We start from the raw sequence: 17,378 nt of genomic DNA, 5'->3' as shown, positions 1-17,378 counted from the left end.
TGCAGTAACAAGCCCCTATCCTTGTAATAAGCCCCGGTGGCAGCAAGAAAGAGCAATAAAAAGAGCGGATTCCAATGAATCCGCTCTTTTCTTAATTCTTGAAGTCGAAGCGACAAGATTTGAACTTGCGACCTCTGCGTCCCTAACGCAGCGCTCTACCAAGCTGAGCCACGCTTCGAATGATGTACTGACAGGTGTCAGCCACATCGATGCGACAAGATTTGAACTTGCGACCTCTGCGTCCCGAACGCAGCGCTCTACCAAACTGAGCCACGCATCGAAAATGCTGGCAGCTACTGCTGCCTGCTTCGCTATTCGCGAAACATGATCTATGATCAAACGAAGGTTATTCCTGACTGTCTATCGCCAGTTTTGCGCCTCCGTAGATACCAGCATCGTTACTTAATAATGCTAACAGAATCTTAGTGTTTTTGCAAGCATGAAATACATTTTTTTCAAAAGGTTCTGTTACTAAATCAAGTACAATCTGACCTGCCTCGGATACACCGCCACCGATCAGGATGGCTTCCGGGTTTACAACATCTGCAATGGTTGCAAGTGCATTGCCGAGATATGTCATCGCTTTCTTCAGAATGGCGTATCCCAGCGGATCGCCGGCATTTGCAGCATCGGTAATATCCTTACCTGTCAGATGATCCCTGCCATAGAGCGGGCTGTCTTTCCACTGATCCAGATGATTATTGCTGAGCCCCATGCGAATGATTCCGGAAGCAGAAGCATACTGTTCCAGGCACCCGTGCAGGCCACAGTTACAGGCTGTAACTTCGTCCGGGTTCACCTTGATATGGCCGATTTCTCCGGCAGCACCGCCAAATCCCGTAAGAATCTTTCCATTCAGAACGATTCCGCCACCGACGCCGGTACCGAGAGTAACCATAACAATACTGGAAAATCCCTTACCACTTCCCATCCAGGCTTCGCCTAAGGCAGCGATATTGGCATCATTGGCAGCCTTGACAGGAAGACCGGAAGCTTTGGAAAGTTCTGCTTCCACAGGATAAACTCCCCAGCCCAGATTCACACATTTATTGACTCTGCCATCCGGCAGTACCGGTCCCGGGACACCAATTCCAATTCCGATCACACTGTCTTTTGCAATTCTTCTTGCACTAAGGATACTGTCAATTGCAGCTGCAATATCCTGAACAATATGAATTCCCTGATCATTCGTATTCGTAGGGATCTTTTCCTTAGTCAGAAGCTGCCCTTCCTTGGTAAACAGACCGATTTTAATGGTCGTTCCGCCTACATCCACACCAATTGCATAGTTTTTCATGCTTGTCTCCCATGCCTTCCCATCAGGCTATCAGGCTCTAAGACAGATACCCCCTGATATTGGTCTTTGTCTCTTTTCAAACTTTATTATAGATATTTTACAAAACCATTGCAAGATAGGACGGTTCATTATTTCAAGGATCACCATCCTGTGCTATACTTTATTTTTGTAATTATATATCGTATGAAGTATGGTCTGACCATACTTTGTACAGGGGGCCGGTTATATCACCGGCAGCACTTTTAGGAGGTTATCATGGAGAAGAAGAAATGGGGGAATGGCCCGGAGGGCGGGGAAATTTACCGCTATACCATCAGCAACGCTTCCGGCAGCTATTTTGTTACAATGAATTATGGAGCCAATCTTCTGGAACTGCATGTTCCGGATCGAAACGGACATTTAGATGATGTCGTATTAGGCTTTCAGGATCTCGACTCATATTTTGTCAATGATCCCTGCTTTGGCTGTCTGGTGGCACCCTATGCCAACCGGATCGGAAATGCCGCTTTTACTCTGGCCGGCGAGACTTATCATCTGGATCCGAACGATAATGGCCATAATAACTTGCACAGCGGCTATCACGGACTTCAACATAAGATGTGGGAAGTAACAGCCTATAGCGAGCATTCCATTACTTATACGATCCAAAAAGAGCATATGGAATGCGGTTTCCCCGGAAACGTCCTGATTTCCGTCACTTATCGTCTGTCAGACGACAACACGCTGTCGCTCCATTATCACGCTACAAGTGACCGGGATACGGTTTTCAATCCGACCAACCATAGTTACTTCAATCTGGACGGTCAGGATTCCGGTCTGGCAACGGATGCCTTGATTCAACTGGATGCAGACTATTTTACCCCTACCGATGAAGAGTTGATCCCTCACGGGGAAATCGAAAAGGTAGACGGCACACCTCTGGATTTCCGTAAACCAAGAAGGCTTGGCCAGGACCTCACCAATTACGATTACGAGCCGATCCGGATCAGTCATGGCTATGATCATAATTTTGTATTGAAGACCAAAAGAGATGCCCTTTCTCCCGTCGGATACATGGCTTCGAATAAGTCCGGAAGAAAGATGGAAATATGGACCGATCTGCCAGGTATCCAGATCTATAGTGGAAATTATGTCAAAGACTGCCCCAAGGGGAAAAACGGCGTTACCTATGAGCCCTTCTCAGGCGTTGCCTTCGAGACCCAGTTCTTCCCGAATGCAGTCAATATTCCTTCCTTTGTGCAGCCGATCCTCAGAGCCGGAATCGCATTCGACTCGACAACGGAATATCATTTCACAACCTTCTGAATTGTGATTTTTCTCATCGAAAATAGTGATTTTCCCATCAAAAATTATGATTTCTCTCATCAAAAAACGGATCCCGGAGGGATCCGTTTTTTTGTCTAATGTTCCGGTCTCTTGTAGAAAACGACCTGATAAAAGAGACCTTCCTTTCCTCCATAAGAATCCATGACCTTGATATTACCTCCATGCGCCTCTACGATCTTTTTTGCAATGGAAAGGCCAAGGCCGGTTCCCTTTCCGCTCTTGCGTGACTGATCACCAACAGAGAAGGGATCAAAGAGTTTCTCCTTTAATGCCTCTGATACACCTGGTCCATCATCCCCAAGGATGATTTCGATCCTTTTCTCATCCGCATCCAGGGAAACGAAGATCGTAGTTCCGGGCTCTGTGTATTTCAAGGAATTTGAAATAATATTTTCAAATACTCTCTTCATCTGACTTCGATCGAAATCAAAGAAAATCTCTTCATCCGGAATGTCAGTCTCTACTTTATAGCCTTGCAGTGTCAGTTCATTAAATCGTTCGGCCATATAAGCTCTTAAATATTCTGCCAGGTCAGCTCTTTCCAGGAAGATCTTGAATTTTGGATTTTCAAATCGGCTGTAATCACTGAACTGGGTAATGAGTTCCGACATCGTCTTTGCCTTCTGACTGATAATGTCCAGATATTTTTTGCTGTCTTCCATCGGAATAATGCCGTCTCTTAAAGCATCTGCATAACCTCCGATGACTGTGATCGGCGTCTTCAGGTCATGCGAGATATCAGACAGGGCTGTATTTCTCTCCTCCCTCGCCTTGTCCCTCTCAGCATCCATCTTTTCCAGCCGATCTTCCATTGCATTAAAGGCTTCAATGACCTGGCTGATCTCCCTGGTTTCCACCTGACTGTCAACTTCGACCCGCTTTCCTGTGGTAGCTTCCTCCATGGCAGCCTTTAAGGACAAAAGCGGCTTCTTCATTTTCTTATAGAAAGAGAAAGCTACAAGCAATGTAATGACGATCACATAAATGATAAAAGCGACAAGTACCATGTCTCTGGTATAGTAGAGTCGATTCTGTTCCCTCTTATACTGGACATAGGGACTTTCAAAGTGAAAGACTGCGATCCTCACTCCTTCGCCATCCGGATTTTTAAAGACCTTTTTCTCTCTGGCCATCTTCTTTCCATAATATCTTCCAAACTGCTTATCCGCATTCTTCTTGATATAGGCAAATTCCTGGCTGGAAATCTTCTTATCGTCTCCATTATCGGAGGAGAAGACAATACTTCCATCCTCTTTGAAGATCTGAACCAGATTGTCCTCTTTTTCTTCGTCATAATTGTCATAATTCTTGATGCTTAAGAGATACATCGGTTCCTTATTGTCAATGAATTCGCTGAAATCGATATAAAGAGAATGATCGGTTTCCGGTATATATTTGATCTGATAAGGCTGGTAGTGCTTCTTTTTACCCGGCCGCCCGGAATAGATGACCATACCGGATTGATTCAGAATTTCAAAATAACCTTTTTCTCCGAGAGCCGTGGTATCGATATCCTGATAGTCATCATCTCCTGCTTTCTCAATGTCTTTTTCCAGCTTGCTAAGATCCGGCCCTTTTGAATACTCCGGCACTGAAAAAAGGCCGAAAAAATCCCATAGAATGAATGCAAAAACAAAGAAGCCCCCCGCCAGAATGGCAAGAAGGCCTATTGCAAGATTCTTCATGAGATAAAAAAAGATGGACTGTGTTTTCTTCTGTCTCATTGTCATCTGTATTTCCTCAGCTATTTCCGAACTTATAACCCAGTCCGCGAACAGTGATCAGATAGCGGGGATTTCTCGGATCTTCCTCGATCTTATTCCTGAGATTTGAAATATGAACCATGATCGTATTATCATCTGAAAGGTAACTTTCGCCACTCAGGTTCTCATAGAGCTGTGCCTTGGTATAAACACGGCCCGGATTTCTCATCAGCATCATCAGAAGTTTGATCTCGGTCGGGGTAACCTTGATCTCCCGGTCCCCTTTATAGAGTGTCATCCTTCCGGTGTCCATCGTGAGCTCTCCGAATCTTAGAATATTGCTGTCTTCGTCCGTTGCAGCCGGATTCAACTTGTAATACCGTCTCAATCCGGCCCGGACTCTGGCGACAACTTCCAGAGGATTGAAAGGCTTCAGAATATAGTCATCTGCTCCGATGTCCAGTCCGAGGATCTTATCGCTGTCCTTGTCCTTGGCAGAAATAATGATGATGGGCATGCAATAGGACTTCCGGACCTCACGGATCAGGTCATAGCCATTCATTTTCGGCATCATAATGTCAAATAAACAGAGATCAATTTTATTGGTCTGTACAACCTCTAAAGCCTGCCTGCCATCAAAAGCAGCAATGACCTGATAGCCGGCATTCTCCAGATATAAAGTTAAAATGCTTACGATATCCTCGTCATCTTCTGCGATCAGAATGGTTTCTTCTGCCATATCTTTCCTCCGGGCCGCTGCATAAACTTATGAGAAATTTTTTCTGCTCCTTCGTTTATGCTCCTGATCGGCCTTTTTCACCCTTCCTCTGCCAGACGTTCTACCATGGCTTCGATATCATCTACCGAATCAAAGTTCTCCTGGATCATTTCCTCCGGCCCGATCGAGATGTCGAATTCTTCCTCCAACTCGCCAACCAGATTAATGATGCCGAAGGAATCCAGAATGTGATCTCCGATCAGGCTCTTCTCATTCAAATAATCTACACTGTCATCAATGTCGTTTAAGATTTCCAGAATTTTTTCTCTCATGGTTTTCTTCCTTTCTGCTTCTATACTTTCCCACGAATTTTGTTAACTGGCTTTTCTATTATACTTTTGTTCCGGCAGAAAATCTTTGGTCCCTGGTCTTACTTTTGTTCCGCCAGAAAATCTTTGGTCTCTGGTCTTACTTTTGTTCCATATTGAACCGGAAACTGTCCATCCTTGGCCGGACAAGTCTTAAACCATCTTTTTTATTATAAAGAACCACTGCCGGCAGTTCATGGCTTAAGAATAACTGCATGCCTTCATAGAAGGAATATGCCCCTGCCCGCTCGAAGACCAGGACATCACCGGTCATAAGCTCCCGGCTCATAAGCTTTGAAACCAGGACATCATTTACGGTACACAAGGATCCGCAGATGACATAAGACTTTCCTCCATTCGGGTCGATCTCTTCGATCTCTCCTTCCCGGATCCTGTCCATGATTGGCGTATACATTCCTCTGAGCTGGCCGTCATAATTGATCTGATGGATGCCTCCGTCTGTAATGACATATGTCTTTTCGCCATTGGTCTTCATTTCACAGATCGTCGTAAGATAAAAACCGGAGTCAAAGGCCAGGGCCCGGCCCATCTCCAGGGAGATCTGCCCCCGGTAGTTCATCCCCCTTAAAAGAGAGGCAAATTCCTCCAGAAATTTCTCCGACGTTGCATCCTCTGTCTGGTCCGTAAAATAAGGGACGCCAAAACCGGTCCCATATTCCAGATGACTGACCCACTGATTCGTTTCTTCTTCGATCCTCTGGATGAAATCATCCAGGCGGCGGATCTCTTTCTCGTGAGCCCGGATCTTATGTTTCTGGGTCCCCGAGAAGAAATGCAGACCATAGAAATGGAGACCGGAATAAGAACCAAATCCCTTCAGGACAGAAAGTATGGTCTCCTCATCCATTCCGAACTGATTCCCGGAGGTCAGCCTCAAATAAACATTCAGGACCAGGCCATACTTCCCGGCCGCTTTTGAAAGATACTTCAGCTGATCGATGGACTCTGCCGTATACAAGGCCCGATCCTGGCAATCCTTCACAATAGAGTCGATCTCCTCTTCCTTTTTCAGGACTCCGGAGATCAGAAGCTTTTCCGCCGGGATTCCGGACTCTTTTGTTAACCGATACTCCCCGAAAGAACACACTTCGATCCGGTCTGTAAATGCAAGGCTTGCCTGAATCAGGAAGGGATTGGCCTTCATACAAAAGTTCACCCGGATCTGATCTCCGAATATATCTATGAAAGATCTGGCACGATTCAAGAAGGTGTCTGTATCAAAGACATAGCAGGGGCTTTTGAAGCGATTCGCTGCCTCAATCAAAAATGCTTTGTCATTCATCCTGTCACCTCCGAAACCCTGATTCTGTCATCCTCTATCATCTCCAGGTCCGGAAGGGCCTTTCGATCGATCTTCCCGTTTTTATTCAAGGCAAACTCTCTGACATGGAAGAATTTATTGGGAACCATGTAGAGTGGCAGACTTTCCTTGATCTGCCGGTGCAGGGTGGTCTTATCGATGGTCCCCTTGTAATAGAGATAGATCCGGTTTTTCTTTGCGTCGAAGGAGCAGAGGCTTCTCTCCACGCCATCGACAGAATCAATGCTTCTTTCAATTTCTTCCAGCTCGATCCTATGGCCCATATGCTTGATCTGAAAATCTTTTCTGCCGGCGAAATACATCTCTCCATCCTTCGACAGATAGGCCATATCTCCGGTTTTGTACATCCTTCTCTGATCCGGTCCATATTTCACGAAGTGTTTCTCTGTCTCTTCAGGATTATGGTAATAGCCGATCGCCAGAGACTCACCCATGACGCAGATCTCACCGGCTGTATCAGCTTTCTCGATCACATGGCCCTCCGAATCGAGAAGAAGCAGCGTCCTCCCCGGGAATACCTGCCCCAAAGGCAGCTTCTCATCCTTTTGAAAGCGCCTTTTCACCTCATAATAAGTACAGTTACAGGTAATCTCTGACGGACCGTAGAGATTGACAAAACGAGCATTTGTTACATGATCCATCCAGATATTTAACTGTTTGATCGGCATGATTTCGCCGGAGAACATGACTCTCCTAAGATCTTTTGGCACCCGATAGGAAAAGCAGTTGAAACCGGAGATAATACACAGAGCCGATACAGCCCAGGTCAGATTGGTCACATGATTATCACAGAGATAGTCCATCAGGGTCTTTGGTGTGGAAAAATACTCTCTCGGAATCAAAAGCAGCATTCCGCCGGTAAAGAAGGCCGTAAAGATATCCTTGATCGATACATCAAAATCAAAAGGAGCCTGGGAGGCAATGACATCATCTGACTGAAAGCCGAAGATCTTAGAAAAGTGGCCGATAAAATCGATAACAGCGCCATGGCTTACCAGAACACATTTTGGCGTTCCCGTGGAGCCGGAAGTGAAGATTCCATAGAGGGGGCTTTCCCGATTCAATTCCTTTCGAATTTCTGCCATGGTCTCCCGGCTTGCCAGGGGGTAGTCCGTCTGTCCTGTCATCAGGTCCGAAACCTTCTGATCCTCCTCTGCCCTCTTTGAAGAATCCGGATAGAGAACATCCCCCAGAGCCAGACGATCCAAATCGTAGACAGGGCCCTGCCAGCCGGTTTCTTCTAATGTCTTCCTGTATTTCGACTGGCAGATCACGATTTTCGGACTTGCCACCTCGAGGATCTTTTCCATTCGTTTTGCCGGCTGTTCCGGATTGATCACGAGATAAAATCCTCCGGCATAGATCACTCCGGTCATAGCCGTAAGACAAGATCTGCTCTTATCCGAAAGGATGGCCACCGGATATCCAGGTTTCTCCTTTACGGCCGCTGCTATCACTCTGCCGGCCTTTTTTGCCTTCTCGATCAATTCTGCCCAGGTAAGGATTCCTTCCGGATCCTTGACTGCAATCTTATTCTGATATAAATCCCCTGTTTTTTCCAGGGCATCCAAAACGGTCCTTGCTTCTGACATAAAAGTCTCTTTTCTTAAGTCTTATTTTACCTTCTGCTTCTTATTTCTATTTCCCCAGGATCTCAATTTTCACCAATTCACTGGGCTTCTTTCCCGTGACTTTGACCTGATCTGTCTTTTCTGCGATTTTATCCGTCTTCTTATCATAGATGGAATGGTTCGCGATCCGATTGGTCTGTATTTCATCCAGGAACTGATTGTTCTCCAGATAGGAAGCCATGAATACTGTCGCTCTTCTGGCGCCGTAAACATTCAGATGGTCTCCCTTATCTCTGGTATCCCGGCTCCAGTCCATTTTCAATTGCTTGTTATGGACATTCATATCCACATATGCGATGTTCTCTTTTTTCGCAAGCTTCGTCAGGGCTATATGCTTGCTATAGTCGTAGTTTTTAGGCGATGGTGCAGAATACATCATAAACCTGGCGCCGTTTGCCTCGGCTAAGGTCTTCATTTTATTCAAATAATAGATATTGGACTCGCCGATCACAGCATCCTGATTCAGGTCCGGACCCTTTTCCATGTAATTCCCACCCTTGTAAGGCTTGATCCTGTCATCGATGCGAAATCCCTTGTAGGTCTTAACGTATTTTGCAATGAAGGGCGACTTCCAGGCACTATGATACTTGATCAGGGGAAAGGCCTTTTCCATGACTTTGGTCACGATGGACCCGGCATTTCTCGGATCCGGCTGGGTCCGAAAGAGACTGTTACTTTCATACAGGATGATCGCCGGCCTCTGCCGTGTCAGACACTTCTCCAGAATTTCATAGGATTCTCCGATCGTTGCACCTGCCTGACCTGCTGCATAGGTTCGAATGCCATATTCTTTTTTCAACAGTCTCGGATCGATCGAGGTATAACTCTCGCTGTCTCCGATCACCAGAAGATCGATCGAATCCTGCGGCTCCGAAAGGATCTTCGGAATCACACCGTTTCTTCCACTGGACAGATCCAACTGATTCATGATCTTTGGTGTAAGGATCCTTCCGGGCAGAAATAGTACCAGGAATAAGATCAGGAGAAATAAAGCTGCTTGTCTTCTTTTCTTTTTCATATCACTCATAGCATCCCCCTAGAATCCGGCATAGATCAGATCTGCCGGGGTGTAACCGGCTCCATAAGCTCCGAAAATAACGATCGTAAATATGACCGTATAATAAACACTCCATCGCTTGTATCTCGGCAGATCCTGAATCTTCGTTAAAACGCACGGATCCTTCTCCATCAGATAATCCAGATAGAAGATCACAATGCATCCGAGTCCTGCGACGATCAGGTCGCCAAATTCCAAACCAAGCCAGCTCGTGCTGATGGAAAAGGCAAGTCCTCTTCCGGGAAAATGGAAGAGCGAGCGCATCATCCGTAAGAACTGGCCGAAGGTGTCTGCCCGAAAAAGCATCTCACCGAAAATAATAATCAGCCAGGTCCTCACCGTTCTTATGACTCTGAGTGCTTTCCCGTCCTCTGCCATTCCGATGGCCTGATTCATTTTCTCACCCACAGGCTTCAGAACGACTTCCAAGAGAAGGATCACAAAATAGTAGACGCCATAAATAATATAAGGCCATTTGGGGCCATGCCAGAGGCCGTTCAGCATCCAGACCGGAAAGAGGGCAATGGCAGAAGTCACTACATTGGTCAGATATTTTCCACAATGTTTTCTCCCGAACTTTCCCCATTTTTTCATCAATTTCGATGTGGAGACCGGATAGAAAATATAATTCTTAAACCAGGTGCCCAGGGAAATATGCCATCTGCGCCAGAACTCTGCAGCGCTCTGTGCAAAGAAAGGCTGTCTGAAGTTTTCCGGCAGATCGATACCGAACACCTTAGCCGAACCAATGACGATGTCGATCGTCCCGGAGAATTCCATATATAGCTGAACCGTTGTGATCACAGCAGTCAGAAGGATCATAGCACCATCCAGGTGCAGGCTGGGATTGTAGAGCCGGATCACCATCACATTAAGACGGTCGGAAATGATCATCCGCTTGAAAAGGCCCAGACCGATCCGTATCGCACCGGAAGAGACCGTATCCAAGGTGATCGGATTCCCCTCGAAGAGGGTATTCTTCACATCGCCCCAGCGGGCAATCGGTCCTTCCATCAAAGTCGGGAAGAACATAAGAAAGAGAAGGACCTTACCCGGATTTCTCTCAGCCTTTTCTCTCTTCCAATAGACATCCAGGAGATAACTCAGAGCCTGAAGTGTATAAAAGGAAATTCCGATCGGACCCGCGATCTTTCGAAGTCTGGCAGAAAGGGCCAGATTTTCGCTGCCGAATGCCTTCATGATCTCTGTCACAACGAAATTCGTATATTTCAATCCGGCCAGGATCACAACCAGGGAAATGACGGAAAGAAGAAGCACTGCTTTGGTCCGTTTCTTTGCCCTCTTCTTTTCCTCGTTTTTTTTGCCCTTCTCATTTTCCAGACCCTTTTCTATGAAGAGGCCTCCCAGCCATGCAATGATGCCTGCCAGAAGGGTCCAGCTGATCAGGATCTTACTGAAGGACCAGGCAAATATAAGGCTTCCGCCAAGTAAGGTCAGATAACGATACTTCTTTGGCGTCAGCATATAAATAACTGCTATGAATATTAAAAACAAAAAATATACATTCGTGTTGTAAGCCATGTTTTCTCCTTGTTCCCCGATTTGCCCTATTGTTATACAATACAGGTCTTAATGCAGCTTTAAGAGGACCTTAAGATTTCTTATGTTTTACCGGTTCTTTTGTTTTACCGGTTCTTTTCTTTCTCTCTTTATTGCATCTGTACTAGTTGTACTATTACAGTTATCTTCTGTCAAGAGCTTTTTCTAAACCTGGCTTGTTTTTTCGGCAAAATAAAGACCACGGATCTCCTATACAGAAGCTCCGTGGCCTATTCAGATCATATTCCCACGAAAAAGCGGCTTTTGTATCCTTAAAATAATGAAAACGAATCTCTGTTTCTCAGATATCTACCTTCTGATCCAGGAGATAGGATGAAGCAAGGAAGGAAAGAAAGGCACTACCCAGGAAGATGATAGAAGCAAGGATGGCCTGCATTGCAGTCTCCGCATTTTCGATGTAAACGCCTGTCTTCTCACGCATGCCGATTGAGATGCCATATGATCCGGCCACTTTCGTAGTAAGGACAGTAACAAGAATAACCAGACCGACAAATAGAATGAAACTTATGGCCTTCTCTCCTTTTTTCCCGCGTAAAAGAGAGGCACTGACCGTTGAGGACAAATAGGCAAGACATACAAAGAAGACAACAAAGCGAAGTAAAGATCCCAAAGAGCGAAGAAGAACCATAAGACCATTCATTCCATACAAGGAATCCAGGAAAGATGCAGCAAATACTGCACCGGGAGCAATATCTGCCTTGATCATCGACTGGGCCAGAAGATGGAGATCAAGGAAGCCCAGAAGACTGTATCCAAGGAAAAGGCAGCTTCCAACCAGAAGGATCACAAGGATTTTCCCTAAAAGGATCTGCCAGGCCGGAAGGGGTGTCATGAAAACCATATAACCGGACTTTTCTCTCAGGTCCCGGTTATACATTGCAATCCCTTCTATAATAACGATAAACAAGGTGCCCCAGGCTGCAAGGAAGAGAACTAAGCTCATCGCGATTCCCATCTTAAAATTGATTGCATTGGCAATCAAAAAGCCTGCTTCCGCCAAGACCAGTACTGAAATCATGATCAGATAACGGAATCTGTTTTTGATCAATTCATATTTCATTATTCTTGCCATGTCACACCTCACTATAGATTTCACGATATTTATCTGCGATCGACTTGTTCTCATTCATGCGGAGTTCTTCTACATCGCGCATTTCTTCGATCCGGCCGTCCTTCATAAAAATGGCCGTATCTACGATACTTTCCAGCTCCTCTACCATATGGGATGAGATCACCAGAGAAGAATGCTCATCCAATTCTCCGATGATGATATGGGCCAGGGCATCTCTTGAAAGAAGGTCAATTCCATTAAAGGGTTCATCCAGAAGGATCAACTTTGACCGTCTGGCCATAGCAGTTGCGATCTTCACTTTGGCAAGCATACCGGAGGACAGGGATCGAACCTTCATATCCGGTGTAAGATCCATCGCATCCATCAGATGATCAAATCTCTCAAGATCAAAATCCTGATAGAAATCATCGTAATAGGATCCGACATCACGGATTCTCATATAGCTGTAGAAGAATGGCTCCGTCGGCGTATAAGAAATATCCTCCCTGGCCTTGCAGTTAAACTCTCTTCCATCGATTCGAATCGAACCCACTGTTTTCTTTACCAGGCCGGACATAAGTTTCATCAAAGTTGATTTTCCGGAGCCATTCGGCCCGAGCAGTGCGTAAATATGTCCGCCGGACAATTCCATATTTACATGGTCAACAGCTGTTTTGGTAAAGTACTTCTTGGTAAGTCCCTCACACTGTATCTTCATTTCAGATCCTTTCTTTTCTTAAGGTAAACCGACAGCTCTTCTTCGATTTCTTCATCATTCAGTCCGAGGCCTGTCATTGTCTCAATAAAAGCCTCCATCGCCTTTCTTACTTTCTCACCTTTCAGTTCCGAAAGATTGCCTTCCCGGACAAAAGTCCCGATTCCCCGCTTGGTATATACCAGTCCTCTTCGGTCCAATTCTGCGTAAACCCGTGAGGCCGTATTGGGGTTGATCCGGTAGTATAAGGCAAGTTCCCTGGAGGATGGGAGCTTGTCGCCTGCGTTAATTTCGCCCGAGACGATCCGTGACGTGATGTCCTCTATCACCTGGAGATAGATCGGCTTATCGTTTGTAAAATCCATTCTGCCTCCTGTTACTATTACTGTATTAGTGCACTAGATGTATAGTACACTATAGCGATATCTTTGTAAAGTGGTTTTTTTATTTTTTGTTTCAATAAGATGACCAGAAGAAAAATACCTTCTTTCCCATATCAGTCACTTTTGATCCCCTCTTCAATGAGTTCAGGAATGGAAAGGAAAATGATCTCCGGTATCGCCTTGGCTACCGTTTCCGCATTCTGCTCAAAGCCTGCGCGAGAAAAAATCAGATAGAACTTCTTTCCTCCCTTGGCCAGTTTTCTGGAAAGAGCGATCAGGTCTTTGATTTCACTTACATCGACCGGCCTCTTATCATAATTGATCCGGCAGAAAGCCTGCATGGCTCGACCTTGCCAAGAACCTCTCCCGATCAAATCAAAGCCCACTCGATCAAACTTTCTTTTTCCCTTTCTGGCATACTCCCACCAGCTTCCGAGCTCCTCGATCTGAAAGGGCAGATCATTCCTCTGATCGCACAGCAAATACTGACCTGCGATCTTTTCAAATACGATTTTTTCAAATGCAGACCGATCCGGAAGTATGACTTCTTTCCAGATTTTCTGAAATTCTCCCTTGCAAAGCAGATCATAATGAGGCGCCAGATAACGATAATAAAAGAGATCCATCGTGTTTGTAATAGAATATCTGGACTTTCTCTGGTTCCCCTTTTCAGTGATCGGCCGATCCTTATCCACGAGTCCCAGCCGGACCAGGTTATTGAGGTAGGGGGCGACGATATCTTTGTTTTTCCCCGTATCCAGTGAAAGTTCCCCAACCCGTTGATGCCCGGACGCCAAAGCGGTCATCAGTCGATTGTAAAAGCCAGGTTCACGAACCTCCTCTTTCAGAACCATTTCCGGATGATAGGATTTTCTTTCCCAGGGATCAAACAGGACTTTCATGATTGACGGCCCGTCTGTTCCGGAAAGGATCGGCACCCCCATTTTCTGATCCGATAATCCTTTTTCCCGGCAGATTTCCCTGAATACATCCGGGAGTCCTCCGATCATGCCATACAGTAAAATTGCATCCCGCCAGGAATATCCTTTCAGAAAGGGAGCGATATCACGAAAAGTCAGGGGGCTGAGAGAAATTTCGACTGGGTCTATATTTCGCCATAAACTTGTGGGACTGAAGAAATTCCTTTGCATGGTCAGGATAGAATCGTCCGCAATGATCACCTTGATTGGAAGGTCTTTCCAGAGATCTCTGACATAGTGACAGAGCGTCCCATCATTGTCAAAGGATGCATTTATGAAATTCTTATAGTTAGAGATCAGAAGGATGATTGGCCGGTCATGTCCATGATCCCTGGCCTGTTCGCCGATCCAGTCCAAAATATCCGTAAGCTTAACTGCCGTTTGGCTCTCCATTTCCGAAGAATCTCTTTGATCTTTCGAGATGCCGATCGATTCCCCAAAGAGCTTAAGTTCCATGTCCTGTGTACCGGGGTAGGCCGGAAAATAGAGGCAGGGCACAAGCGCTCTGATTTCCTTTATCAGTTGAGAAAGCCCTGTCCCCGGTCTTCCGTAAATGACAGCTATTTTCTGATTCTCATTGGAAAGAAAATTTTTCATTTTCTCCCATTCCAGATCTCTCATTCCATGCATGGTCAATCCTCTTTTTCTCCCTCAATACAAAAAACCGGGGAAAGACTGATTTAAGGCAGGCTCCTTCCTCAAACTGCTATTGACGAAGGAGCCACGAAATCAGTCCTTTCCTGGTTTTATTTTAACAGAAGAAAAGAGTGGCAAAAGGTAATTTTGCCACTCTTTTTTGATGATCTTTAGAATCTATGAATGAAAGATTACTGCTGATTTCCTGCTGCCTGGCTTTCTGCCGGTTTCTCGAAAGCAGCAAGTTCCGGATGCTCTCTGTGAAGCTTGGTATAGTTCTCATAGGCCGGACGACTATGCTTCTGGCTGGCCCAGATCTCCTCGGCTACCGGAGCCCAGTTCTTCGCGTAATCATCACACTTTGAGCAAAGCTCATCTGCTGTCTCTTCCGACTCTGCATTGGTGCCATGAGCGCCTGTCTCATCGACCATTTCACGAAGAAGGTCAGGATTCTCAAGCATCGGACAAGGACGAAGCTGATTCCGGTTGAAAGGCTGGCCTTCATGATACTTCTTGAAGAGCGGGCTCTGCAGCATCTCAAGAATGCTATTGTCATGGATATTCGTATCAGAGAAGTGAATGAATACACAAGGCTCTGCATCACCGTTTGCATTGATATGGAAGTAGTTACGGCCTCCGGCAATACATCCTCCAACGTACTCTCCATCGTTCTGGAAGTCCATCGGGAAGAATCCGATATCACACTTGTCGGAACGGAAGTAGCGGATCCTTTCAATAATTTCCTTACGCTGCTGAGGTGTCGGCATAAGAGAAGGTACAGCATTCTTACCAACCGGCATGTAGTGGAAGAAGAAACCGAAACGAGCGCCCTTATCTGCGATGAAGCGGATGAACTTCTCGTCGGTGACAGCTTCGATGTTCTGGCTGGTATAACAGATCGAGGTACCGAAAACAATTCCATACTTCTTCAGAAGATCCATTGCCTTCAGGACCTTTTCGTAATGACCGCTTCCACGACGGGCATCATTGGTATCCGGTGTACCCTCAATGGAAAGCATGAAGGTGATATTACCAAGATCACGAACCTTCTTGCAGACCTCCTCATCGATCATGGTCGAATTGGAATAGAGACCGAAGAAACAGTCACTATGCTTTTCTGCAAGCTTGAAGATATCGTTCTTACGAACCATCGGCTCACCGCCGGTCATCATATAGAGATATGCACCAAGTTCCTTACCTTCCGTTACGATCTTATCCATCTCTTCGAAGGTCAGATTGTGCTTACGGCCATAGGTACCGGACCAGCATCCAACACAATGCATGTTGCAGGCGTCTGTCGGATCAAAAAGGATCAACCAGGGAATATTACAGTCATATTTCTCACGATTGGCACGAATGGTCTTGGTTCCACGGAAGAATGCCTCATATCCGAGGTTTAAGAGCATTGTCTTTGCGTAATGAGGATCCGTCTCATCAATGACACGGTTAATAAACTTGACCCAACGGTTTTCCGGATTGGAAATGTATTTTTTGACTGCCTCAAGCTTTTCCTTATTTGCACCCTTGCCCCAGAACTTACCTGCTACATCTACAAGTTTCAGATAGGTCTCTGTACGTCCGTTTTCATCCTTTTTATTCAGATGCTTCAGAAATCCATCAATTGCAACAGAAAATGCCTGACGCTCTGCTGCATGGGAAAGATCTTTGATTGCCATTCTATTCCTCCTAAAAAAACATTTGTTTTCTTTCACCTTTTAACCACTTTATAATATATGAAGCAAATATTCTAAGCAATGTACAATAATGGCCATTTGTCTGAAAAAAAGGCAAAAAAAAGAAATGCCCAGAGCCGGAATCGAACCAGCGACACGCGGATTTTCAGTCCGCTGCTCTACCGACTGAGCTATCTGGGCATTTCGATCTGAAGTAAATCAGATCAGTAGCGGGGACAGGATTTGAACCTGTGACCTTCGGGTTATGAGCCCGACGAGCTTCCAGACTGCTCCACCCCGCGTCAATATGAAATTTGTGATAAACAGAAAGTTTATCGAATGGGTGGTGGTGGATTCGAACCACCGAAGCATAAAGCAGCAGATTTACAGTCTGTCCCCTTTGGCCGCTCGGGAAACCACCCATACCATATGAAGCCGATGATCGGACTCGAACCGATAACCTGCTGATTACAAATCAGCTGCTCTGCCAATTGAGCCACATCGGCTTATTGAATAAATGGGACCTATAGGGCTCGAACCTATGACCCTCTGCTTGTAAGGCAGATGCTCTCCCAGCTGAGCTAAGATCCCAAGCTCTTATTATTCAATAAGACGACCCGAGAGGGACTCGAACCCTCGACCTCCGCCGTGACAGGGCGGCGTTCTAACCAGCTGAACCATCGGGCCAATTCTTGGTTTATCGTTCCTTCAAAACTTCATATAGCTTGTCACGATTTCGAAGAATCGTGACTCTTGTCTCGATTCCAAAGGAATCGAGACTGGTTTCAATCCGTCAGGATTGAGACCCCGTTTAACCCTTCGGATCAAACGGGAAAAGATTGTCCTTCCAACTTACTGTCGTAAACCTTCTTGATCAAGCCTTCGATCGATTAGTAACAGTCAGCTCCATGCCTTAC

General features: G+C 45.7%; 14 protein-coding genes and 8 tRNA genes. 1 reads left to right on the top strand and 21 read right to left on the bottom strand.

The window, feature by feature from the left end; genetic code table 11:
• Positions 1–104: 104 nt before the first annotated feature.
• From ACKX2L_RS09820 to ACKX2L_RS09810, 3 genes are all read right to left on the bottom strand, one after another.
• Positions 105–178 (bottom strand) — tRNA-Pro (locus ACKX2L_RS09820).
• Between the two features lie 28 nt (positions 179–206).
• Positions 207–280, bottom strand: a tRNA-Pro gene (locus ACKX2L_RS09815).
• 66 nt (positions 281–346) lie between these two features.
• Positions 347–1,297, bottom strand: coding sequence for an ROK family glucokinase (locus ACKX2L_RS09810; protein WP_497550370.1), 951 nt, complete (start codon positions 1,295–1,297; stop codon positions 347–349).
• Positions 1,298–1,552: 255 nt separating this feature from the next.
• On the opposite strand from ACKX2L_RS09810, the gene ACKX2L_RS09805 reads away from it, so the two are divergent.
• The gene (locus tag ACKX2L_RS09805) at positions 1,553–2,602 is read left to right on the top strand and encodes an aldose epimerase family protein (protein WP_497553168.1); all 1,050 of its coding nucleotides are present in this window, start codon (positions 1,553–1,555) and stop codon (positions 2,600–2,602) included.
• 95 nt (positions 2,603–2,697) lie between these two features.
• Here ACKX2L_RS09805 and ACKX2L_RS09800 read toward each other — a convergent pair whose 3' ends face one another.
• The 18 genes from ACKX2L_RS09800 to ACKX2L_RS09715 form a co-directional block, all read right to left on the bottom strand.
• The gene (locus tag ACKX2L_RS09800) at positions 2,698–4,353 is read right to left on the bottom strand and encodes a HAMP domain-containing sensor histidine kinase (RefSeq protein WP_497553167.1); all 1,656 of its coding nucleotides are present in this window, start codon (positions 4,351–4,353) and stop codon (positions 2,698–2,700) included.
• A 10-nt stretch (positions 4,354–4,363) separates the two neighbouring features.
• Positions 4,364–5,065, bottom strand: coding sequence for a response regulator transcription factor (locus ACKX2L_RS09795; RefSeq protein WP_497550374.1), 702 nt, complete (start codon positions 5,063–5,065; stop codon positions 4,364–4,366).
• Positions 5,066–5,142: 77 nt separating this feature from the next.
• Positions 5,143–5,376 carry a phosphopantetheine-binding protein gene (locus ACKX2L_RS09790; RefSeq protein ID WP_497550375.1) on the bottom strand — a complete coding sequence of 78 codons (234 nt, stop codon included), beginning with the start codon at positions 5,374–5,376 and terminating at the stop codon, positions 5,143–5,145.
• A gap of 136 nt (positions 5,377–5,512) precedes the next feature.
• The gene (locus ACKX2L_RS09785) at positions 5,513–6,715 is read right to left on the bottom strand and encodes a diaminopimelate decarboxylase family protein (RefSeq protein WP_497553166.1); all 1,203 of its coding nucleotides are present in this window, start codon (positions 6,713–6,715) and stop codon (positions 5,513–5,515) included.
• Positions 6,712–8,346: an AMP-binding protein gene (locus tag ACKX2L_RS09780; RefSeq protein WP_497553165.1), complete on the bottom strand. Its 1,635-nt coding sequence runs from the start codon at positions 8,344–8,346 to the stop codon at positions 6,712–6,714. Before ACKX2L_RS09780 ends, ACKX2L_RS09785 begins: the two co-directional genes overlap by 4 nt.
• Positions 8,347–8,392: 46 nt before the next feature.
• On the bottom strand, positions 8,393–9,412 hold the full coding sequence (locus ACKX2L_RS09775; protein ID WP_497553164.1) for a hypothetical protein: 1,020 nt from the start codon (positions 9,410–9,412) through the stop codon (positions 8,393–8,395).
• Between the two features lie 9 nt (positions 9,413–9,421).
• Positions 9,422–10,984, bottom strand: a complete 1,563-nt coding sequence (locus ACKX2L_RS09770) for an MBOAT family O-acyltransferase (RefSeq protein WP_497553163.1) — start codon at positions 10,982–10,984, stop codon at positions 9,422–9,424.
• Between the two features lie 319 nt (positions 10,985–11,303).
• On the bottom strand, positions 11,304–12,095 hold the full coding sequence (locus ACKX2L_RS09765; RefSeq protein ID WP_497553162.1) for a hypothetical protein: 792 nt from the start codon (positions 12,093–12,095) through the stop codon (positions 11,304–11,306).
• Between the two features lies 1 nt (position 12,096).
• Positions 12,097–12,792, bottom strand: a complete 696-nt coding sequence (locus tag ACKX2L_RS09760) for an ABC transporter ATP-binding protein (RefSeq protein WP_497553161.1) — start codon at positions 12,790–12,792, stop codon at positions 12,097–12,099.
• Positions 12,789–13,154, bottom strand: a complete 366-nt coding sequence (locus tag ACKX2L_RS09755) for a GntR family transcriptional regulator (protein WP_497553160.1) — start codon at positions 13,152–13,154, stop codon at positions 12,789–12,791. Before ACKX2L_RS09755 ends, ACKX2L_RS09760 begins: the two co-directional genes overlap by 4 nt.
• A gap of 131 nt (positions 13,155–13,285) precedes the next feature.
• Positions 13,286–14,782, bottom strand: coding sequence for an ATP-binding protein (locus ACKX2L_RS09750; RefSeq protein ID WP_497553159.1), 1,497 nt, complete (start codon positions 14,780–14,782; stop codon positions 13,286–13,288).
• A 197-nt stretch (positions 14,783–14,979) separates the two neighbouring features.
• Positions 14,980–16,464 (bottom strand): radical SAM/SPASM domain-containing protein, encoded by a 1,485-nt coding sequence (locus ACKX2L_RS09745; RefSeq protein WP_497550384.1) that lies wholly within the window; start codon positions 16,462–16,464, stop codon positions 14,980–14,982.
• A gap of 125 nt (positions 16,465–16,589) precedes the next feature.
• Positions 16,590–16,662 (bottom strand) — tRNA-Phe (locus ACKX2L_RS09740).
• 27 nt (positions 16,663–16,689) lie between these two features.
• Positions 16,690–16,763, bottom strand: a tRNA-Met gene (locus ACKX2L_RS09735).
• Between the two features lie 38 nt (positions 16,764–16,801).
• A tRNA-Tyr gene (locus tag ACKX2L_RS09730) sits at positions 16,802–16,883 on the bottom strand.
• A gap of 11 nt (positions 16,884–16,894) precedes the next feature.
• Positions 16,895–16,967: transfer RNA gene (locus ACKX2L_RS09725), tRNA-Thr, on the bottom strand.
• Between the two features lie 12 nt (positions 16,968–16,979).
• A tRNA-Val gene (locus tag ACKX2L_RS09720) sits at positions 16,980–17,052 on the bottom strand.
• A 22-nt stretch (positions 17,053–17,074) separates the two neighbouring features.
• Positions 17,075–17,148, bottom strand: a tRNA-Asp gene (locus ACKX2L_RS09715).
• Positions 17,149–17,378 lie beyond the last annotated feature (230 nt).

Source organism: Porcibacter vitabionis, from assembly GCF_046263795.1.
Taxonomy (GTDB): Bacteria; Bacillota; Clostridia; order Lachnospirales; family Lachnospiraceae; genus Lachnocurva.
The sequence above is the reverse complement of the archived record's forward strand: the minus strand, read 5'-3'. Positions and strand labels throughout refer to the sequence as shown.

What these genes read in the sequence shown, in the direction of transcription:
- ACKX2L_RS09810 (WP_497550370.1), bottom strand. Translation starts at nt 1,297, where the DNA reads ATGAAAAACTATGCAATTGGTGTGGATGTAGGCGGAACGACCATTAAA.
- ACKX2L_RS09805 (WP_497553168.1), top strand. Translation starts at nt 1,553, where the DNA reads ATGGAGAAGAAGAAATGGGGGAATGGCCCGGAGGGCGGGGAAATTTAC.
- ACKX2L_RS09800 (WP_497553167.1), bottom strand. Translation starts at nt 4,353, where the DNA reads ATGACAATGAGACAGAAGAAAACACAGTCCATCTTTTTTTATCTCATG.
- ACKX2L_RS09795 (WP_497550374.1), bottom strand. Translation starts at nt 5,065, where the DNA reads ATGGCAGAAGAAACCATTCTGATCGCAGAAGATGACGAGGATATCGTA.
- ACKX2L_RS09790 (WP_497550375.1), bottom strand. Translation starts at nt 5,376, where the DNA reads ATGAGAGAAAAAATTCTGGAAATCTTAAACGACATTGATGACAGTGTA.
- ACKX2L_RS09785 (WP_497553166.1), bottom strand. Translation starts at nt 6,715, where the DNA reads ATGAATGACAAAGCATTTTTGATTGAGGCAGCGAATCGCTTCAAAAGC.
- ACKX2L_RS09780 (WP_497553165.1), bottom strand. Translation starts at nt 8,346, where the DNA reads ATGTCAGAAGCAAGGACCGTTTTGGATGCCCTGGAAAAAACAGGGGAT.
- ACKX2L_RS09775 (WP_497553164.1), bottom strand. Translation starts at nt 9,412, where the DNA reads ATGAGTGATATGAAAAAGAAAAGAAGACAAGCAGCTTTATTTCTCCTG.
- ACKX2L_RS09770 (WP_497553163.1), bottom strand. Translation starts at nt 10,984, where the DNA reads ATGGCTTACAACACGAATGTATATTTTTTGTTTTTAATATTCATAGCA.
- ACKX2L_RS09765 (WP_497553162.1), bottom strand. Translation starts at nt 12,095, where the DNA reads ATGGCAAGAATAATGAAATATGAATTGATCAAAAACAGATTCCGTTAT.
- ACKX2L_RS09760 (WP_497553161.1), bottom strand. Translation starts at nt 12,792, where the DNA reads ATGAAGATACAGTGTGAGGGACTTACCAAGAAGTACTTTACCAAAACA.
- ACKX2L_RS09755 (WP_497553160.1), bottom strand. Translation starts at nt 13,154, where the DNA reads ATGGATTTTACAAACGATAAGCCGATCTATCTCCAGGTGATAGAGGAC.
- ACKX2L_RS09750 (WP_497553159.1), bottom strand. Translation starts at nt 14,782, where the DNA reads ATGCATGGAATGAGAGATCTGGAATGGGAGAAAATGAAAAATTTTCTT.
- ACKX2L_RS09745 (WP_497550384.1), bottom strand. Translation starts at nt 16,464, where the DNA reads ATGGCAATCAAAGATCTTTCCCATGCAGCAGAGCGTCAGGCATTTTCT.